This is a genomic window from Microbacterium sp. Leaf151, from assembly GCF_001424225.1.
Lineage (GTDB): Bacteria > Actinomycetota > Actinomycetes > Actinomycetales > Microbacteriaceae > Microbacterium.
Map to the genome: position 1 here is coordinate 425,340 of NZ_LMOR01000002.1, position 15,748 is coordinate 441,087.

The window sequence follows — 15,748 nt, forward strand, 5'->3', positions numbered from 1 at the left end:
ACCAGGCGAGGGGCGGCTACTGTCGAGGCGTGATCCCGCTCGATGCCACTCTCAGCGACGGAATCGACCAACTCGTCGGCGTCTTCCGCGACCCGCGCATCCTCCTCGGCATCCCGCTGGCCCTGCTGGGCGCGGTGTTCATGTCGTTCGGGGCGCAGTACCAGCACCGTGGCGTGCAGAAGGTCGAGCGGCTGTCCGGCGGCAAGACGACCGGCGGCCTCTCGCGGTCGCAGCTGACGTCGCTGCTGACACGCCCGTCGTGGATGGCGGGCACCGTCATGCTGGGCCTGGCGATCGTGTGTCAGCTGGCAGCGCTCTCGGTGGCGCCGCTGATCCTCGTGCAGCCGCTCGGTGCGATCGCCCTCGTGATCACCACCGTGCTGAACGCTCGGGTGTCGCGCCACAAACCGACCCGGCAGTCGCTCATCGCCATCGCCCTGTGCGTCGGCGGCATCCTCGTCTTCGTCACGATCGCGGCGTTCTTCGCCACCGAACAGGTCGTCACCGAACGCGAGCTGCTCATCATCCTGGGCATCCTGGCCGTGGTCGTGGTCGTGTTCGGCGTCTTCTGGGTGCTGGTGCGTCGTCGCGCGCAGGCGCTGTTCTACATCATGGCCGCCGGCGTCATCTACGGCTTCGTCGCCACCCTCGCCAAGGTCGTGATCAGCCGCGCGCAGGCGGGCAACTTCGAGTGGCTGACCCTGCTGTGCCTCGTGGCGCTCCTCGCCGCCGTCGCCGTGGGCGCGTACTTCGTGCAGACCGCCTACTCGGTCGGTCCTCCCGACCTGGTGATCGCCGGGCTCACCGTGATCGACCCCATCGTCGCCGTGCTGATCGGCCTGCTCGTGCTCGGCGAGGCCTCCACCGCCCCCGCGTGGGCGCTCATCGGCTTCGCCATCGCCGGCGCGATCGCCACGTGGGGTGTCATCCAGCTGACGAAGCACCACCCGCAGATCACCGCCGACGGCAAGCCGAAGAAGCCGCGGGTGCACTGACGCGGGCTCCGTGCGGTTTCGCGTCGCGGGCCGTCGGGCGGTTGTCGCCGAGATGACCGGCGATGCGCGAGATGACCTCTTCTTACGCGCATCGGCGGGTCATCTCGCTACGGGCAGGTGATCTCGCGGATGACGTGACGCCAGCGGCGGCGGGAGCCGCGACGCGAGCGGCGACGGGAGACGGATGCCGTGACGCCAACAGCGACGGGAGACGGGTGCCGTGCCGCGGGCGGCGACGGGAGACGGATGCCGGTAGGCTCGTCGTCGCTGGGGGCGGTGGCCAAGCTGGTCAAGGCAGCGGGCTCATAACCCGACGATCGTGGGTTCAAGTCCCACCCGCCCTACGAGAGCCCGCGATGACGCGGCAGTAGTATGCACCGACGCTGTCCCCGAGGCGCTCTTCACCGAGCCGTGGGAATGCGAAGAACGGTGCCTCACCGTGCCGAAGCGACGCCGGTGATCGCGGACTCGTAGACCTCGATCACCGGGTCGATCCGCTGCGCGACCTGCGGGCGCGCCCGGATCATGGCCGCGCTCGCGGCGGTGATCGTTTCGGGTTCCCTCCGAAGGCGCGCCACGAGCGCGGTGATGCCCGCGGCGTCCGGGGTGTCGGTGAGGAAGCCACCGCCCGGCGGGACGACCTCGCTGAGATCGGGGTCGCAGAAGAGCACGGGAAGACCGGATGCCGCCGCTTCCAGCATCACCATCGGTTGATTGTCGAAGTCGTACGAGCTCGACACCAGCAGGTGGCTCGCCCGCATGGCGTCGAGCACCTCCTGCTGCGACACCGACCCGTGAAGGACGAGGGGGGTGCCCATCCGCTCGATCGCCCTTCGCGAGAGGCCGTCGCCGTAGACGTCCACCGAGACATCGAGAGCGAACGATCGCGCTGCTTCAGCGATCACCGCGGGACGCTTCTCCGGCGAGAGTCGTCCGACCCACAGCAGACGCAGAGTCTCCCCGGGGGCGAGTCGACGCTCGATGGGCGCGCCGACGCGGTCGAGCACGCTCTGCTCGAGCCCGTTCGACACGACCGAGACGGGTGTCCGCACCCCTTGCTCCTCGAGTTTCCGTGCGAAGTGTGTCGACGGGACGATCACCTGGTCGCTCGCGCGCGACTGAGCGAGCATGAGGCGCCACATGCGTCTCGCCGGCGAGGTGGCCGTGTAGGGCGCGTCGGCGCGCACGCGGAGACCGCGATGGCTGATCTGCCGGGAGTGGAGGGCGGCCAGCAGGGGAACGGTGACGCGGGGGAGAGGAACGACACTCGTCGTGTACACGTCCACGCGGCCGTGCATGGTGTGGACGACCGGAATTCCCAGATCCCGAGCCGCTCGCACCCCCGCGAGAGCGGCGAACATCTCGGAATGCGTGTGCACCACGTCGATGCGCCGCTCGGCGAACTCCCGCCGGAGCACCGCCACGGCGTCGCGCGGCGACCACGTGAACGGGTAGCCGTCGGGCCGGAACACCCGGGAGGTGGGCAATGCGACGATCGAGCGGTCGTCGCTGCCGTGAGCCAGGGGGCAGAACACCGTCACCTCGAGACCGGCTCGGGTGAGCGCTTCCCGGAGCGACTTCACCGCGGTCTGCACGCCACCGAGCGTGGGCAGGTAGTAGTCGGTCACCAGGGCGATCCGCATGTCCCGAATCCTAGGGCCGACGGCCGTAGGATCGGCCGAATGGGGGCAGCAGCAGAGGTGGGTGCGCCGGGCCCGGCGCGTCGAGGGGAGACGGCGCTGGTCACCGGCGCGAGCGGTTTCCTCGGCGGGTACGTCGTGCGGGAACTCCGCGCCCACGGCTACGACGTGATCGCGTCGGGACGCAACGCCGCCGCCCTGCCCGCGGGGGAGACCTTCGTCGGCGATCTCGACGACCTCGCCCGGGCCGACCTCGGCCGAACCGTCGATGTGGTCGTGCACTGCGCGGCGCTCTCCTCGCCATGGGGTCGCTCGGCCCAGTTCGAGCACGCCAACGTCGCCGGTACCGCGCGGGTGCTCGAGTTCGCCCGACGCGCCCGATCGCGTCGACTCGTGCACATCTCCTCCCCGGGCATCTACGCCGCCCCTCGCGATCGGATCGGCATCCGGGAGGGCGAGGTCGATCCGCGGCATCCGATGAACGGCTACATCCGATCGAAACTCGAGGCGGAGTCCCTGCTGCAGCATGCGGCGACGCAGGGCACGGGACCGGAGATCGTCATCCTTCGACCCCGCGGCATCATCGGCCGCGGCGACCCCAGCCTCGTCCCCCGGATCCTGCGTGTCCGCGAGCGGTTCGGCATCCCCCTGATGCGCGGCGGACGGGGACTCATCGACCTGACAGCGGTGGAGAACGTCGCGCTGGCGGTGCGGCTCGCGGCCGAGGCGCCCGATGTGCACGGGCAGGCGTTCAACATCACGAACGGGGATCCTCGTCCGTTCCGCGCGGTGCTCGAGCAGTTGCTCGCGGGGCTGAGTCTCGAGCCGCGGTACCGGCCGGTGCCGACCCCGGTCGCCTACAGGGTCGCTGCACTGCTGGAGGCCGTGTGCGGGGTTCTTCCCGGGCATCCCGAGCCGCCCGTCACGCGGTACACCGTCACGACGATCGCCCATTCGCAGACGCTCGACATCTCCCGCGCGCGCGATCTGCTCGGCTATCGGCCCGCGGTTTCGCTCGACGAGAGCCTCGCGGGGTACGCGCGTGTCTGAGCTGGTCTTCTTCGCCTGCGGCGAGACCTCCCACGACATGAGCCGGTTGCTGCGCGGTACCCGTCGGGAGCGGCGTGTCTTCCCGGCCGGGGCGTTCCTGTACCGCTTCGGTGCGCGGCGCGTGCTCTTCGACACCGGCTACGCGCCCGAACCGTGGCGCGCCGGGCTGAGCGGGTGGGCGTACCGCAGGATGCTGCCGCCTCGCGTCGGCGCGGGCGACACGATTGCCGAGCAGCTCGATCCCGCCTCGATCACGCACGTCGTCCTCTCGCACCTGCACCCGGACCACATCGGCGGCGTCCGCTTCTTCCCCGACGCCGCATTCGTCCTCAGCGACGGGGTTCGCCGCACTCTCGAGCGACCGCGGCTGCGCGACGGCGTGCTCCGACGGCTGCTGCCGCCGTGGTTCGAGGCGGCGACGGTGCTCCCGCCGCCCGTGTTCGGGTCCGGTCCGCACGGTCTCCGCACCGCGGACCTCTTCGGCGACGGGTCGTATCTGCTCGTCGATCTGCCCGGTCACGCCCGAGGTCACCTCGGCGCCCTCATCGAAGACCGGGTGCTGCTCGCCGGAGACGCGGCCTGGGGGCGCGACCTGCTCGGCGAGGAGCGTCGCATCCGCGCCCTCCCGCGACTGGTCAGTCACGACGCGACCACGCAGCGCACCACCGCGCAGATGCTCCTGGCCGCCGAGCAAGACGGGCTCCGGCTCCTCTTCAGCCACGATCGGCATCCGGCCGGGAGGAACCTGCTGTGACCACGAGGGGGACGAGGATGCTGCAGCACCCACCGATCGGACAGCGGCCTTCGCTCCGGCCGTGCCGGCTGGCGGGGTGGGGGACGTACCTCCCCGACGAGGTGGTCACGTTCGGGAGCCAGACGCGCTACCGCATCCCGGACGGCATGTCGCAGCTCGACATGCTCGCCGCGGCGGCTGAGGACGCCCTCCGACGAGCAGACCTTCACCCTGACGACATCGACTGCATCATCGCCGCCTGCGCGGCCGGCGTGCAGCCGATCCCCTGCACGGCCGCACTCGTCATGGAACGCGTCGCCCCTCGTGCCGGCGCCGCCGCCTTCGATGTCAATTCGACCTGCACCAGCTTCATCACGGCGGTGGACATCGCGTCCCGCTACCTCGCCGCCGGCGACTACGAGCGCGTGCTCATCGTCTCCGGCGACGTCGGGTCCCGATTCCTCGACGCCGGCCAACGCGAGAGCTTCGAGCTCTTCTCCGACGCCGCCGCCGCTGTGGTGCTGACGCGCGAGACAGGCGGCAAGAACGCGCCCGGAGTTCTCGGCAGCCTGCAGCAGACGTGGCCCGCACACGCGCACGACACCGAGCTGCGCGGCGGACTATCGCTGCATCCGGCCCAGTCCTACGCCGACGGCGACCCGTCCGACTACCTCTTCGCGATGAACGGGCGGCGCGCGCTCCTGGGCATGCTGGCCGTGCTGCCCGATTTCTTCGCCCGGTTCTTCGACCGTGTCGGTCTCGGTCTCGACGAGATCGACCTCGTCGTGCCGCACCAGGCGAGCAGGGCGCTCGGCATCGCGATGCGCCGTATCGGCATCCCGCGAGGCGCATACGTGGACCGCGTCGCGGAGTTCGGCAACATGGTGTCCTCGTCGGTGCCGTTCATGCTGGCGACCAGTCTGGACGAGGGGCGGATCGGCCCCGGTGACACTGTGATGCTGTGCGGCACGGCGGCGGGCTTGACCGCGAACGCCCTCCTGCTCAGGCTCTGACGAGCCGGGGGCGTCGACGAAGCGCCACGGCCGGACGGGCGCTGATTGCGCCGTGGCGGAGTCGATGTCCGTGGTCGCCGCTAACGTGCCTCCCGTGGCGGAGAGAGTGCAGGCTTGGTGGCTGCGACGGCAGAGGTCGAAGGGGCGCGACGTGCCTTACCCGGTGGGTGCCTATCGCGAGGAGTGGGCTGCGTACCCCGCCCTGATACGTCAGTACCACCCCGACCTCAATGCAGGGATCGTCCTCAGCCAGGTGCCTCCCGCGGCCGATGTGCTGCTGCTGTGGCAGTGCGACGCGGGCCATCGCTTCGCGGCCACTCCGCAGGAGCAACGTCAGCGACCGGGACGGGAGCGCCGGCGCAGCGCCTGGTGCCCCGAGTGCAGCGAGCTCGCGAACCCGACACGCGTGGTCGCGCTGCCGATGCGCGAGTCGGTGATCGTGCCCGCCGTCACCGAGAAGACGGTGCTCCGCCCCCGGCCGCCCCGTCGCCCGTCGAGGCTGTGCGACAAGACGCCCCCGGTCGCCGTTGGCGAGGCATTCGTCTCGGCCTGCGCGCCGAGGCCCGCGTCAGCCGCTGAGGATCGCGTTCGTGCCGACCTGCGCGACCATCTGACGCTCACGGAGGGACTCAACGCCGTCCGGGTCGCCCGTCCCTTCTTCGACCACCTCGAGGTGTGGCCCGACTTCGTCTTCCCCGAGCTGCGGATCGCGGTGGAGTACGACACGATCGGCCGTCACGGCCTCGAGCATGTCGGGCGCCGTGCCGACGCCGACCGCCGCAAAGACCGCGCGCTGCGCGGCGCCGGGTGGGAGGTGGTGCGCCTGCGGCTCGGCCGCCTCGAACCGCTCGGGCCGCACGACGTGCCGCTGACGGTCTGGAACCCCGCCGCTCTCGACCGACTGATCGGTGCCTTCCGCGGCATCCGGGGTCCGCTGCTCGTCAATTCCTACCTGCGGTGACCCACCGCGTACCCCCACCCCACCCGTTCTCAGGACCCGTGCGCCTCCTCCGATACCGGCTGCCACTCGCGCCACGTCTGCAGGCGCGATTCGTAGTCGCGCTCGGCGATGGCGAGGGGTGCCTTGCCGAAGAAGATGCGCAGCGGAGGCTTCTCGGCATCCACCACCTTCAGGATGGCGGAGCGGGTGGCCTCGGGCTTCCCCGGGTCAGCGGCCGACGGGCGCTTGGACGCCTGCTCCCGCACGTCGGCGTACGCCTCGATCTCTTCGCTGCGCTTCGCCGACGGGCCCGACCAATCGGTCGAGTATCCGCCGGGCTCGATGAGGGTGACGTGGATGCCGAAACCGGCGACCTCCTGCGCGAGCGACTGCGACAGTCCCTCCAGCGCCCACTTCGAGGCGTGATAGACCCCGACGCTCGGGAACGCGCTGATACCCCCGATGCTGGACACCTGGATGATGTGGCCCGACCCCTGCTCGCGCAAGACGGGCAATGCCGCCTGGGTGACCCAGAGTGCGCCGAAGAAGTTCGTCTCCATCTGCGCGCGCACCTCGTCTTCGGTGAGTTCCTCCACCATTCCGAAGTGACCGAACCCGGCGTTGTTGACGACGACGTCGAGGCGGCCGAACCGCTCATGCGCGGCTTTCACCGCGGCGGTGTCGGCGGCGTGGTCGGTCACGTCGAGCTGCAGGGGCAGGAACGTGTCGGGGTACGCATCGACGAGGTCGCGGACGTCGTCGAGGTTGCGCGCGGTACCGGCGACGCTGTCGCCGCGCTCGAGGGCCGCTTCGGCCCACTCGCGGCCGAAGCCCTTGGATGCGCCGGTGATGAACCAGATCTTGCTCATGGGAGTCCTTGGGGAAAGGGGAGTGGTTGACGCGGGCGACGGTACGCCGCCCCGCCGGACGTCCGTGATGGCTTGACACTCCGAACGCCATCGATACGTCCCACCGCCCCCTGCCGTTCTGGCCGGATCGCGCGCCGCCGGACGTGCGATACCGACCGTCCCGCTGCCGACGCGGTTCGGGGCAGACCCCGCCGTTCGGGGCGGGAGAAGTCCGCCCCGAAGCGCAGAACCCGCCCCGCACCTGAAACCGCGCCTATCGCGCCGCGACCTCGGCCACCTCGCCCGGTCCGGGCAGGATTTCGCGCAGCAGGTCGTCGAGCGTCACGACCCCGATCAACCGCTCGCCCTCGACGACCGTCGCGAGCTGCACGCGGCCGCGGCGCATGCGCGCGAGGGCGTCGTACGCCGAGGCATCCGGTCCCAGCCGCAGGGGCTCGCGCGCGATGTCGAGCGCCGGCGTGGCCGCATCGACCGCGAGCGTATCGCGCACGTGCACCACGCGAGATGTCGCCCCGGAGCCGACGAGGATGCGCAGGTGCGTCGACGAGGCGGCGACCGCCTGGATGTCGGCGACCGTGGCATCCATCCGTACAGCGGTGGGGGAGCGATCGGTGCGCACGATGTCGCCGACGGTGAGCGTACCGAGGGCGATGGCCCGCGCGATCGGTTCGGAGTACTTCTGCTCCAGCGTGCCCGCCTGGCGCGAGTGCGCGACGAGCTCACGGATGGTGTCGGCGTCCTGGCCACCGGCGGCGGCCTTGTCGACCGGCTCCACGCCCGACGCCCTCACCAGACGGTTGGCGATGTGGTTGATCCACAGCAGGAACGGGCGCAGAGGCCACGTGAGCGCACGGGCCAGGATGCCGGTGGCCTTCGCCGCCGTCTCGGGGTGCGCGATCGCCCACGACTTGGGTGCCATCTCGCCGATGACGAGGTGCAGGAACGTCACCACGATCAGCGCGAGCATGAACGCGATGACGTCGGCCAGCACGTACGGCAGACCCCACATCTCGAACACCGGCGCGAGCGCGTAGTCGATGGCGGGCTTCGTGATGGCACCGAGCAAGAACGTGCAGGCGGTGATGCCGAGCTGCGCGAAGGCGAGCATGACGGTCAGCTCGTTGACGCAGCGAAGCGCAGCGCGGGCGGAGGCGCTGGTGGCGGCCTCCTCTTCCAGGCGGTGACGGCGTGCGGCGAGCAGGGCGAATTCGACGATGACGAAGAACGCGCTCGCGACGATCAGCGCCGTCGTGATGAGGGCGACGGTCCAGCCGTTCATCGGGTCACCTCCTCATCGATGGCACGCGCGTCGTCGGCGGGCTCGGCATCCCGATCCACCTCGTGCAGCTGCACGCGCACCTGTGCGGGGACGTGACGGTCGACCTCGGTGACCTCCACGGCCAGCCAGCGGTCGATGTCGATCCCTTGAACGGTCTCGCCCGGACGCTCGGGGAGGTCGATCCGCACCACGGTGCCGACGGGCGGCAGGTCGCCGTGCGTCTCGATGACGAGACCCGCGACGGTCTCGACGTCGCTCTCGGCGAGGTCGTGCCCGATGAGGCGCTCGAGTTCGTCGAGGTGCAGGTCGCCCGGCACGCTCCACGCGTCGTCGCCGACGGACGCCGCCTCGGCGGTCTCGACGTCGTGCTCATCGGACAGCTCGCCGATCACTTCTTCCGTGAGGTCTTCGATGGTCAGGATGCCGTCGAAGTTGCCGTACTCGTCGACCACGCACGCGAGTTCGTTGCGCGAGTGTCGCATGCGGTCCAACGCCACGGGAAGCAGCATCGAGGTGGGGATGACGACGGCGGCGCGCATGACGGATGCCACGGGGGCGTCGTCGGCAGGCTGCTCGCGCAGGAGGTCGATGAGCTCGACGACGCCGACGGGGGAGTCTTCGTCACCGATCACCGGGTAGCGCGTGTGGCCCGTCGCCATGAGCGCTCGCACCTCGCCGACCGTGGTGTCGGGCGTCACCGAGTCGATCTGGGAGCGGGGGACCATCGCGTGCTCGACATCGCGCTGGGGGAAGTCGAGGATGCGGTCGATGATGATCGACAGGTCGTCGGGCAGATCGCCGCTCTGGCGCGACTCCTCGATGATGGCCTCGAGGTCGCGCGCGGTGGCACTCTCGTCGACGTCTTCCAACGGCTCGATGCGCAACAGACGGAGCAGCGCGTTGGCGGCGACGTCGAAGACGGTGATGAGCCACCCGAACAGCATGAGGTAGATGCGCGTGGGCATGGCGAGGGCGCGGGCGAGGGGCTCGGGGCTCGCGATGGCGAGGTTCTTCGGGTACAGCTCACCGAAGATCATCGTCACGATGGTCGCCAGCAGCAGCGCTCCCACGGTGCCGATGAGCACCGAGACGGCCGGGTCGATGCCCACACCGCCCAGCAGTGTCCCCAGCGACTCTCCGATCAACGGCTCGGCGACGTAGCCGATGAGCAGTCCCGTGACGGTGATGCCCAACTGGGCGCCCGAGAGCATGAACGACGTGCGCTTGGTGATGGCGAGGACGCGCTTCGCCTGCGCATCGCCCTTCTCGGCCAGCGCCGCCATGCGCGAGCGGTCGACCGACATGTAGGCGAACTCCTGCGCGACGAAGAAACCGCACGCGACGATGATCGCAAGAGTCACGATGACACCCACCAGGAGTGTCAAGGCCGCAGCCAGCATCAGATTTCACCCCCTCTCGAAAAGAGGGGGCTCGAAGATCGGCCCTCCTGGTCGGTGGAGGTGCGGTGATGGCTCACGGGTTTTCTCTCTCGTGGGTCGGATGATCGCAGATCCCTTCGACCCTATCGACCGTGGTGCGCGCCAGGCTGGGGATACGCCTCGACAGCGCAGCCCGGCGGTGTTCGGCCCGGGGCCCGGCGGCCGTGAAAAGTCCGACCGGCTCGGGGCGAGAAGCGTCGCGTCCCGAGCCGCGGACAGATCGCCCGGGGTGACGGTGCGAGACGACCCCAGAGCCCGGGAGCCGCGAAGGGGCCGAACCGCCCATCGCGATCCGGCCCGTCATCGCCGCAGTCAGGGAATCGCGCGGCGCAGGGTCGCGAACGACGATGCGGCCAGCGCGAACGTGAGCACGATGCCGCAGACGGCCAGCCCGAACGCCCCCAGCGTCACGACGTTCTCACCGACGGTGGCCCACGAGCGGGTCGCCGTGATGAGCCACGCTGCCGCGACGAGAGCGAGGCCGACGCCCACCAGTGTGACGGCCGTCGTCAGGCCACCGAAGCGCTTGAAGATCGTCGCCGCCCAGAAACCCACGACGAAGGCGAACATCGCCAGGGCGAAGTAGGCGATGCCGGCCGCCACCGGGCCTGCTTCCCACACCCACGGGATGTAGAAGAACCACCCGTTCATGCCGTACCCGTTCGTGGCCTGCTCGAGCAGGCCACCGATGACGAAGACGACCGACAGCAGACCCGCGGTGAGCACCGCCGTCAGCAGCGTTCCGACGAAGAAGTCACCACGTGTGACGCTCATCGCCTGGGAGAACGGGAACGTGCGGGTCAGCGCCTGCGCCCCGATGACGCCGAAGTACCACAGCGGCGCCTGCACCCCGCCGCTGATCATGACCCCACGGGCGCCCGACGACTGGATGATGCCGTAGAGCAGCAGGCTGATCGCCAGTGACCCGAACAGGATGATGAGCGGGATCCAGACGAAGGTCTGGCGGTTGATGAGTTGGAGGCGGACGACCTTCAGCGCGCGGTTCATCGGAGCGCTCCTTCCTGGGCGGGGGCGGCCGGCGTGCTCGCCGCGTGTTGGGTGGATCGGACGATAAACTCCTGCAGCGACACCGGGGAGGCCTCCAGCCGTGCGTCCGCCAGCATCCGGCGGTCCTCGGTTGTCAGGGCGCCCAGGATGGTGACCGACGCGACGCGGCCCAAGGTCTCACGGTGCAGAACCTCGTGACCCGCGCAGAAGGCGTCGACCGCGGCGGCGTCGCCCATGATCGTCGCCGCGCGTTCGCGCACGGCATCCGTGTCCTCGTCCATCACGACGCGACCACCGTCGAGCACGATGACGCGCTCGAGCAGATTGGCGACCTCGTCGATCAGGTGACTCGACAGGACGATCGTGCGCGGGTGCAGGGAGTAGTCCTGCAGCAGCCGGTCGTAGAAGATCTGGCGCGCGACGGCGTCGAGACCCAGGTACGGCTCATCGAAGAAGGTGATCTCGGCCCGCGACGCAAGACCGATGACCACACCCACCGCCGAGAGCTGGCCGCGCGACAGCTTCTTGATCGTGCGTCCGACGGGGATCTGGAACGCCTCGATCAGGTCGGTGGCGAGGTCGTCGTCCCAGTTCGGGAAGAACAGGCGCGCCGCCGCGAACGCGTGGCGGGGTTTGGCGTCATCCGGATACTTCTGGCTCTCGCGGACGAAGCACATTCGCGATAGCACCCGCGGGTTCTCGTACGGGTCTTCCCCGAAGACCCGGACGCGCCCGCCGGTCGCGAAATTCTGCGCGGTGAGGATGGACATCAGGGTCGTCTTGCCGGCGCCGTTGCGCCCGAGCAGGCCGTAGATCGCGTCCGCCTCGACGGCGAACGACACATCGGTCAGCGCGTCGGTGTCACGGTAGCGCTTGTGGAGGCCGGCCACTTCGATCACTGCGGTCATCGTGCGGTCCCTTCGATGAGGTGAGCGGGGGAGGAGACGAGCGCGGCACGCTCGCGGATGAGTTCGGCGAGGTCGTCGGGGCCGAGGCCGAGCGTGCGCGCCTCGCTCAGGAGCGGATCGAGGTAGCGATCGGCGAAGGCCGAGCGCCGTTCGCCCAGGAGCTGTGCGCGGGCTCCGTCGGCGACAAACATCCCGATTCCCCGGCGTTTGTAGAGGACTCCCTTGTCGACGAGCACGGCGATTCCTTTCGCGGCGGTGGCGGGGTTGATGCGGTGAAAAGCTGCCAGTTCGTTCGTGGAGGGCGCGCGGCTCTCTTCCGGCAGCGAACCGTCGACGATCTGGTCCTCCACGCCCTCGGCTATCTGGAGGAACAGCGCTCTGCCGTCGTCGATCATGCGATCTCCGTTTGTTGGTTAGTTACTTGACTAGGTAACCATGCAACACGAACGCGGCCGCGTCAAGAGCAGGTCCGATTCGGTCCGAAATGGAGTTTGTCCACGGGCGAAGCATCTCCAGGCGATATATCGGTCGGACTCGGCCGACACGTCTCCGGGGGTGAAATACTGATGCTCCCGCATTGCCTCGCTTCCCGGCGTGGTCCCGCCCTTGCTCAACCGGTACGCTTTGGCGCGCCAGAAAAGGACCAGCCGTGGGACGCCTCATCTACCGAGACCGTGCATCGTTCGACATCGACGACCGCATCCTCGCCCACCTCCGCATCGTCGTGATGAACAAGCTCCGTCGCAACGAGGGGTTCATGCTCCAGCTGCCCGTCAACGAGGGCGTGCGCCAGGCCAGCCTCTGGATCCATGCGTCGAACGCCCTCGTGATGCAGTTCTACGGCGGTCGCGAACCCGCCATCGATCGGAACCTCGTCGACCAGATGATGCACGACGCCAGCGGCGCCGACGGCCTGACGTTGACCGCAGCCGGGATCGCTCCGGCCTCCGCGGCGCCCCGCCAGCCCGTCGGGGGCCACGCGCGTCCCTGACCCCGTCAAGGGGCTGAGCCGGATGCCGCGGGGCCGGTGGCCTCAGCTCCGCGGCACCGTCACGACGAACCGTGCTCCAGCCCTCCCGGGCGCGCAGCGGACGTCGCCGCCGTGCGCGCGCGCGATGCCTCGCGCGATGGGGAGACCGAGTCCCACGCCGCCGGAAGAGACTCGTCCCTCGTCGAGGCGCACGAGCCTTTCGAAGATCCGCTCGCGATCGCCGTCGGCGACACCGGGCCCGTCGTCGTCGACCGTGACGCGGGCTTCTCCGCCCGCGCTGTCGACGCCGAGGAGCACCGATCCGCGCCCGCCCGTCGCTCGAGCGGCGTTCTCGACGAGATTCGACAGCACCTGAGAGATGCGGTCGACGTCGATGCGGACGGGCACGGCGGCATCCGGGATCTCCGCTCGGATCCGTAGCGAGGGGTGCACGAGCGGCACCCGGCGCACTTCGGCCTCGACCACCGCCCGAAGATCGGCGTCGACGACGTGCAACTCGAGGCCACGGTCGACGCGGGCCATCGTCAGCAGATCGTCGATGAGCCGCGACGCGCGGGTGGCCTCCCGCGCGACGTGGGCCGCGAGCTGATCGCGCTCGGGTCCGTCGAGGTCAGCGCGCACGAGGGTGTCGGCGGCGGCGCGGATGCCGGCGACCGGCGTGCGCAACTCGTGCGCGGCGTCGGAGAGGAACGCCCGCAGCCGTGCCTCGGCGTCACGCGCCGCCTGCTCGGCCCCCACGACGTCGTCGAGCATGTCGTCGAGCGCCGCGGCCACCCGGCCGATCTCGGTGTCGGATCGCGTCGGTCGCAGCCGCCGCTCCCGCTCACCGGCGCCGATGGCCCGCGCGACCTGCGACACCTGCTCGAGCGGTCCGAGGCTTCGGCGTACCACGACCGTCACCGCCCCGGCCGCGAGCAGCAGGACGCCAGCGGATGCCAGCGCCATGATCCAGCGCACCTGCACGAGCGTCTCGTCCACACCGACCGCCGATGCCGTCAGCGTGAGCGTGGAGCCGTCGCTGAGGGTCGAGCGCAGAGTCACGAGCTGGTCGTCGCCGGACACATCGGATGCCACGACCGAGACACTGCCGGAGGCCGTGGGCTGCGGCACCGACCGGTCGCCTGCACCCGGCCCCCCGCCCGGCCCCGGGGGACCTTCGCGCAGTTGGTCGGGGCTGGGGCCCGCGACGACGGAGTCACCACCCGCCCCGTCGATCCGCACGGCCAGCCCCTGGTACGACAGGCGCTCGGCGAGCTCGGCGTCGTCGACCGTGCCGACGAGCGACGCGGCCGCGGCGGCGCGGTCGCGGAGGCGCTCCTCGATCTGTCCACGAAGGCGAGCGCCGAGCGCGAGGTCGACGACGACGGCGAGCACCACCAGGAGCAGCGCGACCAGGGCGAGCACGGCGACGATCGTCCGACGTCGCAGCGAGCCCGAGCGCAGGGGAGGCAGCGAGCTCACGGCGCCGCGCTCAAGCGATAGCCGAGACCGCGCACGGTGTGGATGAGACGTGGACCGTGCTGCTCCATCTTGCGCCGCAGCGCGCTGAGGTGCACTTCGACGAGGTTGGGGTCGTAATCGTCGTACCCCCAGACCTGCGTGAGGATCTGCGCCTTCGACAAGGTCCTTCCGCGTCCGTCGGCCAACAGGTGCAGCAGGCGGAACTCGGTGGCCGTCAGATCCAGCACCGCTCCCGCGCGATGGGCTGTCGTGGCATCCGGATCGACGACGAGATCGCCGACCGAGATGGTCTGAGGCAGCCGCCCGCGCCGTCGGAGCACTGCTCCCGCGCGTGCCACGAGCTCCGCCATCGTGAAGGGCTTCAGCACGTAGTCGTCGGCCCCCTCGGCGAAGCCGCGCAACCGGTCATCGACCTCGTCGCGGGCGGTCAGCATGATGACCGCGGTGTCGCCCGCCGCGCGCACGACGGGCAGTAACCGGATGCCACTCGGCCCCGGCATCATCCAGTCCAGCACCACGAGATCGGGGCGGAATGCGCTCAGTCGTTCGGACAGGTCCACGCCGTCGGCGGCGACATCGGTGACGAAACCCTCGGCGCGCAGTGCCGTCGCGACGGCAAGGCGGATCGTCTCGTCATCGTCGACGACGAGCACACGGGCGGCGGGGGACATTCGGCCGACGATAGGGGCGACTGCTGTACGCCGGTTATGGCTTGCGTATGCAGTGACCGGTCGTCGACGAGCTTCAGGTTCGCTTCAGTCCCGGCTCGAAGTCTGGTCTCAGAGCCGGTGAACGCCACCGGCGAGAGGAAGATCATGAACGACGACAACCCCACCACCCCGCTGCCGCGACTGGACGACACCACCGAACCGCGCCGCCGCTCATGGCGTCGGCCCGCACTCATCGCGGGAGCCGTCATCGTGGCCGTCGGCCTCACCGGCGGAAGCGCCGCCTTGGCTGCGCAGACCAACGGCGGCTCGTCGACGGCCGCGGCCACCTCGGCACCCAGCGCCGACGGCGGGTCGGTCGGCCCAGGCGCCGGCACGACCCCCAGCGCCGCCCCCACCGGCGCCCCAACGGATGGCACCGCGCCCACACCCCCGGCGGACGGCACCGCGCCCACCCCGCCCGCGCCCGGCGAGGGCTCCGGTCCCGGCGAGTGCGGACCCGGGAGCGGTCCCGCCGGCCCCGGACACGGACCGAAGGCCGAGGGCGACAAGCCCACCCCGCCCGCCGACGGCACCGCCCCCACACCCCCGGCAGACGGCACCGCGCCCACGCCCCCGGCCGAGGGCGACAAGCCCACGCCGCCCGCCGGCGGCACGGCTCCGACCCCGCCCGCCGACGGCACGGCGCCCACCCCGTCCGCCCAGCCGGGCAGCTGACCGCACCGCTCATACGAGCCGCGCACGAGCCGCCCCG

16 protein-coding genes and 1 tRNA gene are annotated in these 15,748 nt (G+C 70.4%); 8 read left to right on the forward strand and 9 right to left on the reverse strand.

The window, feature by feature from the left end; genetic code table 11:
- The first annotated feature begins 29 nt into the window (after nucleotides 1-29).
- Together ASF76_RS06090 and ASF76_RS06095 are read left to right on the forward strand one after the other, a co-directional pair.
- Nucleotides 30-995, forward strand: coding sequence for a DMT family transporter (locus ASF76_RS06090; protein WP_200936087.1), 966 nt, complete (start codon nucleotides 30-32; stop codon nucleotides 993-995).
- 270 nt (nucleotides 996-1,265) lie between these two features.
- Nucleotides 1,266-1,339: transfer RNA gene (locus ASF76_RS06095), tRNA-Ile, on the forward strand.
- A 90-nt stretch (nucleotides 1,340-1,429) separates the two neighbouring features.
- On the opposite strand, the gene ASF76_RS06100 is transcribed toward ASF76_RS06095, so the two are convergent.
- Entirely contained in the window at nucleotides 1,430-2,638 is a 1,209-nt protein-coding gene (locus ASF76_RS06100; RefSeq protein ID WP_055954502.1) for a glycosyltransferase, read from the reverse strand.
- A 39-nt stretch (nucleotides 2,639-2,677) separates the two neighbouring features.
- On the opposite strand from ASF76_RS06100, the gene ASF76_RS06105 reads away from it, so the two are divergent.
- From ASF76_RS06105 to ASF76_RS17305, 4 genes are all read left to right on the forward strand, one after another.
- Nucleotides 2,678-3,685 carry an NAD-dependent epimerase/dehydratase family protein gene (locus ASF76_RS06105; RefSeq protein ID WP_082484890.1) on the forward strand — a complete coding sequence of 336 codons (1,008 nt, stop codon included), beginning with the start codon at nucleotides 2,678-2,680 and terminating at the stop codon, nucleotides 3,683-3,685.
- Nucleotides 3,678-4,439, forward strand: coding sequence for an MBL fold metallo-hydrolase (locus ASF76_RS06110; protein ID WP_055954509.1), 762 nt, complete (start codon nucleotides 3,678-3,680; stop codon nucleotides 4,437-4,439). The genes ASF76_RS06105 and ASF76_RS06110 overlap by 8 nt, the downstream gene beginning before the upstream one ends.
- A gap of 17 nt (nucleotides 4,440-4,456) precedes the next feature.
- Nucleotides 4,457-5,431: a 3-oxoacyl-ACP synthase III family protein gene (locus ASF76_RS06115; protein ID WP_055954512.1), complete on the forward strand. Its 975-nt coding sequence runs from the start codon at nucleotides 4,457-4,459 to the stop codon at nucleotides 5,429-5,431.
- 64 nt (nucleotides 5,432-5,495) lie between these two features.
- Nucleotides 5,496-6,392 (forward strand): zinc-ribbon domain-containing protein, encoded by an 897-nt coding sequence (locus tag ASF76_RS17305; protein WP_055955393.1) that lies wholly within the window; start codon nucleotides 5,496-5,498, stop codon nucleotides 6,390-6,392.
- 29 nt (nucleotides 6,393-6,421) lie between these two features.
- On the opposite strand, the gene ASF76_RS06125 is transcribed toward ASF76_RS17305, so the two are convergent.
- The 6 genes from ASF76_RS06125 to ASF76_RS06150 all read right to left on the reverse strand — a co-directional run bounded on the left by ASF76_RS06125 (nucleotide 6,422) and on the right by ASF76_RS06150 (nucleotide 12,269).
- The gene (locus ASF76_RS06125) at nucleotides 6,422-7,240 is read right to left on the reverse strand and encodes an SDR family oxidoreductase (protein ID WP_055954515.1); all 819 of its coding nucleotides are present in this window, start codon (nucleotides 7,238-7,240) and stop codon (nucleotides 6,422-6,424) included.
- A 253-nt stretch (nucleotides 7,241-7,493) separates the two neighbouring features.
- Nucleotides 7,494-8,519 carry a CNNM domain-containing protein gene (locus tag ASF76_RS06130; protein WP_055954518.1) on the reverse strand — a complete coding sequence of 342 codons (1,026 nt, stop codon included), beginning with the start codon at nucleotides 8,517-8,519 and terminating at the stop codon, nucleotides 7,494-7,496.
- Entirely contained in the window at nucleotides 8,516-9,919 is a 1,404-nt protein-coding gene (locus tag ASF76_RS06135) for a hemolysin family protein (protein WP_055954520.1), read from the reverse strand. Before ASF76_RS06135 ends, ASF76_RS06130 begins: the two co-directional genes overlap by 4 nt.
- Nucleotides 9,920-10,270: 351 nt before the next feature.
- Nucleotides 10,271-10,966 (reverse strand): hypothetical protein, encoded by a 696-nt coding sequence (locus ASF76_RS06140; RefSeq protein ID WP_055954523.1) that lies wholly within the window; start codon nucleotides 10,964-10,966, stop codon nucleotides 10,271-10,273.
- Nucleotides 10,963-11,874, reverse strand: a complete 912-nt coding sequence (locus ASF76_RS06145; RefSeq protein WP_055954527.1) for an ABC transporter ATP-binding protein — start codon at nucleotides 11,872-11,874, stop codon at nucleotides 10,963-10,965. Before ASF76_RS06145 ends, ASF76_RS06140 begins: the two co-directional genes overlap by 4 nt.
- Nucleotides 11,871-12,269 (reverse strand): GntR family transcriptional regulator, encoded by a 399-nt coding sequence (locus tag ASF76_RS06150; protein ID WP_055954530.1) that lies wholly within the window; start codon nucleotides 12,267-12,269, stop codon nucleotides 11,871-11,873. The genes ASF76_RS06145 and ASF76_RS06150 overlap by 4 nt, the downstream gene beginning before the upstream one ends.
- Before the next feature lie 254 nt (nucleotides 12,270-12,523).
- On the opposite strand from ASF76_RS06150, the gene ASF76_RS06155 reads away from it, so the two are divergent.
- Nucleotides 12,524-12,865, forward strand: a complete 342-nt coding sequence (locus tag ASF76_RS06155; RefSeq protein WP_082484892.1) for a DUF7882 family protein — start codon at nucleotides 12,524-12,526, stop codon at nucleotides 12,863-12,865.
- A gap of 42 nt (nucleotides 12,866-12,907) precedes the next feature.
- Here the strand turns inward: ASF76_RS06155 and ASF76_RS06160 are convergent, their stop codons facing one another.
- Both ASF76_RS06160 and ASF76_RS06165 read right to left on the reverse strand, forming a co-directional pair.
- Nucleotides 12,908-14,326, reverse strand: a complete 1,419-nt coding sequence (locus ASF76_RS06160) for a sensor histidine kinase (RefSeq protein ID WP_055954535.1) — start codon at nucleotides 14,324-14,326, stop codon at nucleotides 12,908-12,910.
- Nucleotides 14,323-14,997 carry a response regulator transcription factor gene (locus tag ASF76_RS06165; RefSeq protein ID WP_055954538.1) on the reverse strand — a complete coding sequence of 225 codons (675 nt, stop codon included), beginning with the start codon at nucleotides 14,995-14,997 and terminating at the stop codon, nucleotides 14,323-14,325. Before ASF76_RS06165 ends, ASF76_RS06160 begins: the two co-directional genes overlap by 4 nt.
- 144 nt (nucleotides 14,998-15,141) lie before the next feature.
- Here ASF76_RS06165 and ASF76_RS06170 point away from each other — a divergent pair, with 144 nt between their 5' ends.
- Complete coding sequence (locus ASF76_RS06170) at nucleotides 15,142-15,711, forward strand: hypothetical protein (RefSeq protein ID WP_156459155.1); 570 nt, start codon at nucleotides 15,142-15,144, stop codon at nucleotides 15,709-15,711.
- Nucleotides 15,712-15,748 lie beyond the last annotated feature (37 nt).

What these genes read in the sequence shown, in the direction of transcription:
- ASF76_RS06105 (WP_082484890.1), top strand. Translation starts at nt 2,678, where the DNA reads ATGGGGGCAGCAGCAGAGGTGGGTGCGCCGGGCCCGGCGCGTCGAGGG.
- ASF76_RS06165 (WP_055954538.1), bottom strand. Translation starts at nt 14,997, where the DNA reads ATGTCCCCCGCCGCCCGTGTGCTCGTCGTCGACGATGACGAGACGATC.
- ASF76_RS06125 (WP_055954515.1), bottom strand. Translation starts at nt 7,240, where the DNA reads ATGAGCAAGATCTGGTTCATCACCGGCGCATCCAAGGGCTTCGGCCGC.
- ASF76_RS06170 (WP_156459155.1), top strand. Translation starts at nt 15,142, where the DNA reads ATGAACGACGACAACCCCACCACCCCGCTGCCGCGACTGGACGACACC.
- ASF76_RS06115 (WP_055954512.1), top strand. Translation starts at nt 4,457, where the DNA reads ATGCTGCAGCACCCACCGATCGGACAGCGGCCTTCGCTCCGGCCGTGC.
- ASF76_RS06145 (WP_055954527.1), bottom strand. Translation starts at nt 11,874, where the DNA reads ATGACCGCAGTGATCGAAGTGGCCGGCCTCCACAAGCGCTACCGTGAC.
- ASF76_RS06100 (WP_055954502.1), bottom strand. Translation starts at nt 2,638, where the DNA reads ATGCGGATCGCCCTGGTGACCGACTACTACCTGCCCACGCTCGGTGGC.
- ASF76_RS06135 (WP_055954520.1), bottom strand. Translation starts at nt 9,919, where the DNA reads ATGCTGGCTGCGGCCTTGACACTCCTGGTGGGTGTCATCGTGACTCTT.
- ASF76_RS06140 (WP_055954523.1), bottom strand. Translation starts at nt 10,966, where the DNA reads ATGAACCGCGCGCTGAAGGTCGTCCGCCTCCAACTCATCAACCGCCAG.
- ASF76_RS06130 (WP_055954518.1), bottom strand. Translation starts at nt 8,519, where the DNA reads ATGAACGGCTGGACCGTCGCCCTCATCACGACGGCGCTGATCGTCGCG.
- ASF76_RS06150 (WP_055954530.1), bottom strand. Translation starts at nt 12,269, where the DNA reads ATGATCGACGACGGCAGAGCGCTGTTCCTCCAGATAGCCGAGGGCGTG.
- ASF76_RS17305 (WP_055955393.1), top strand. Translation starts at nt 5,496, where the DNA reads ATGTCCGTGGTCGCCGCTAACGTGCCTCCCGTGGCGGAGAGAGTGCAG.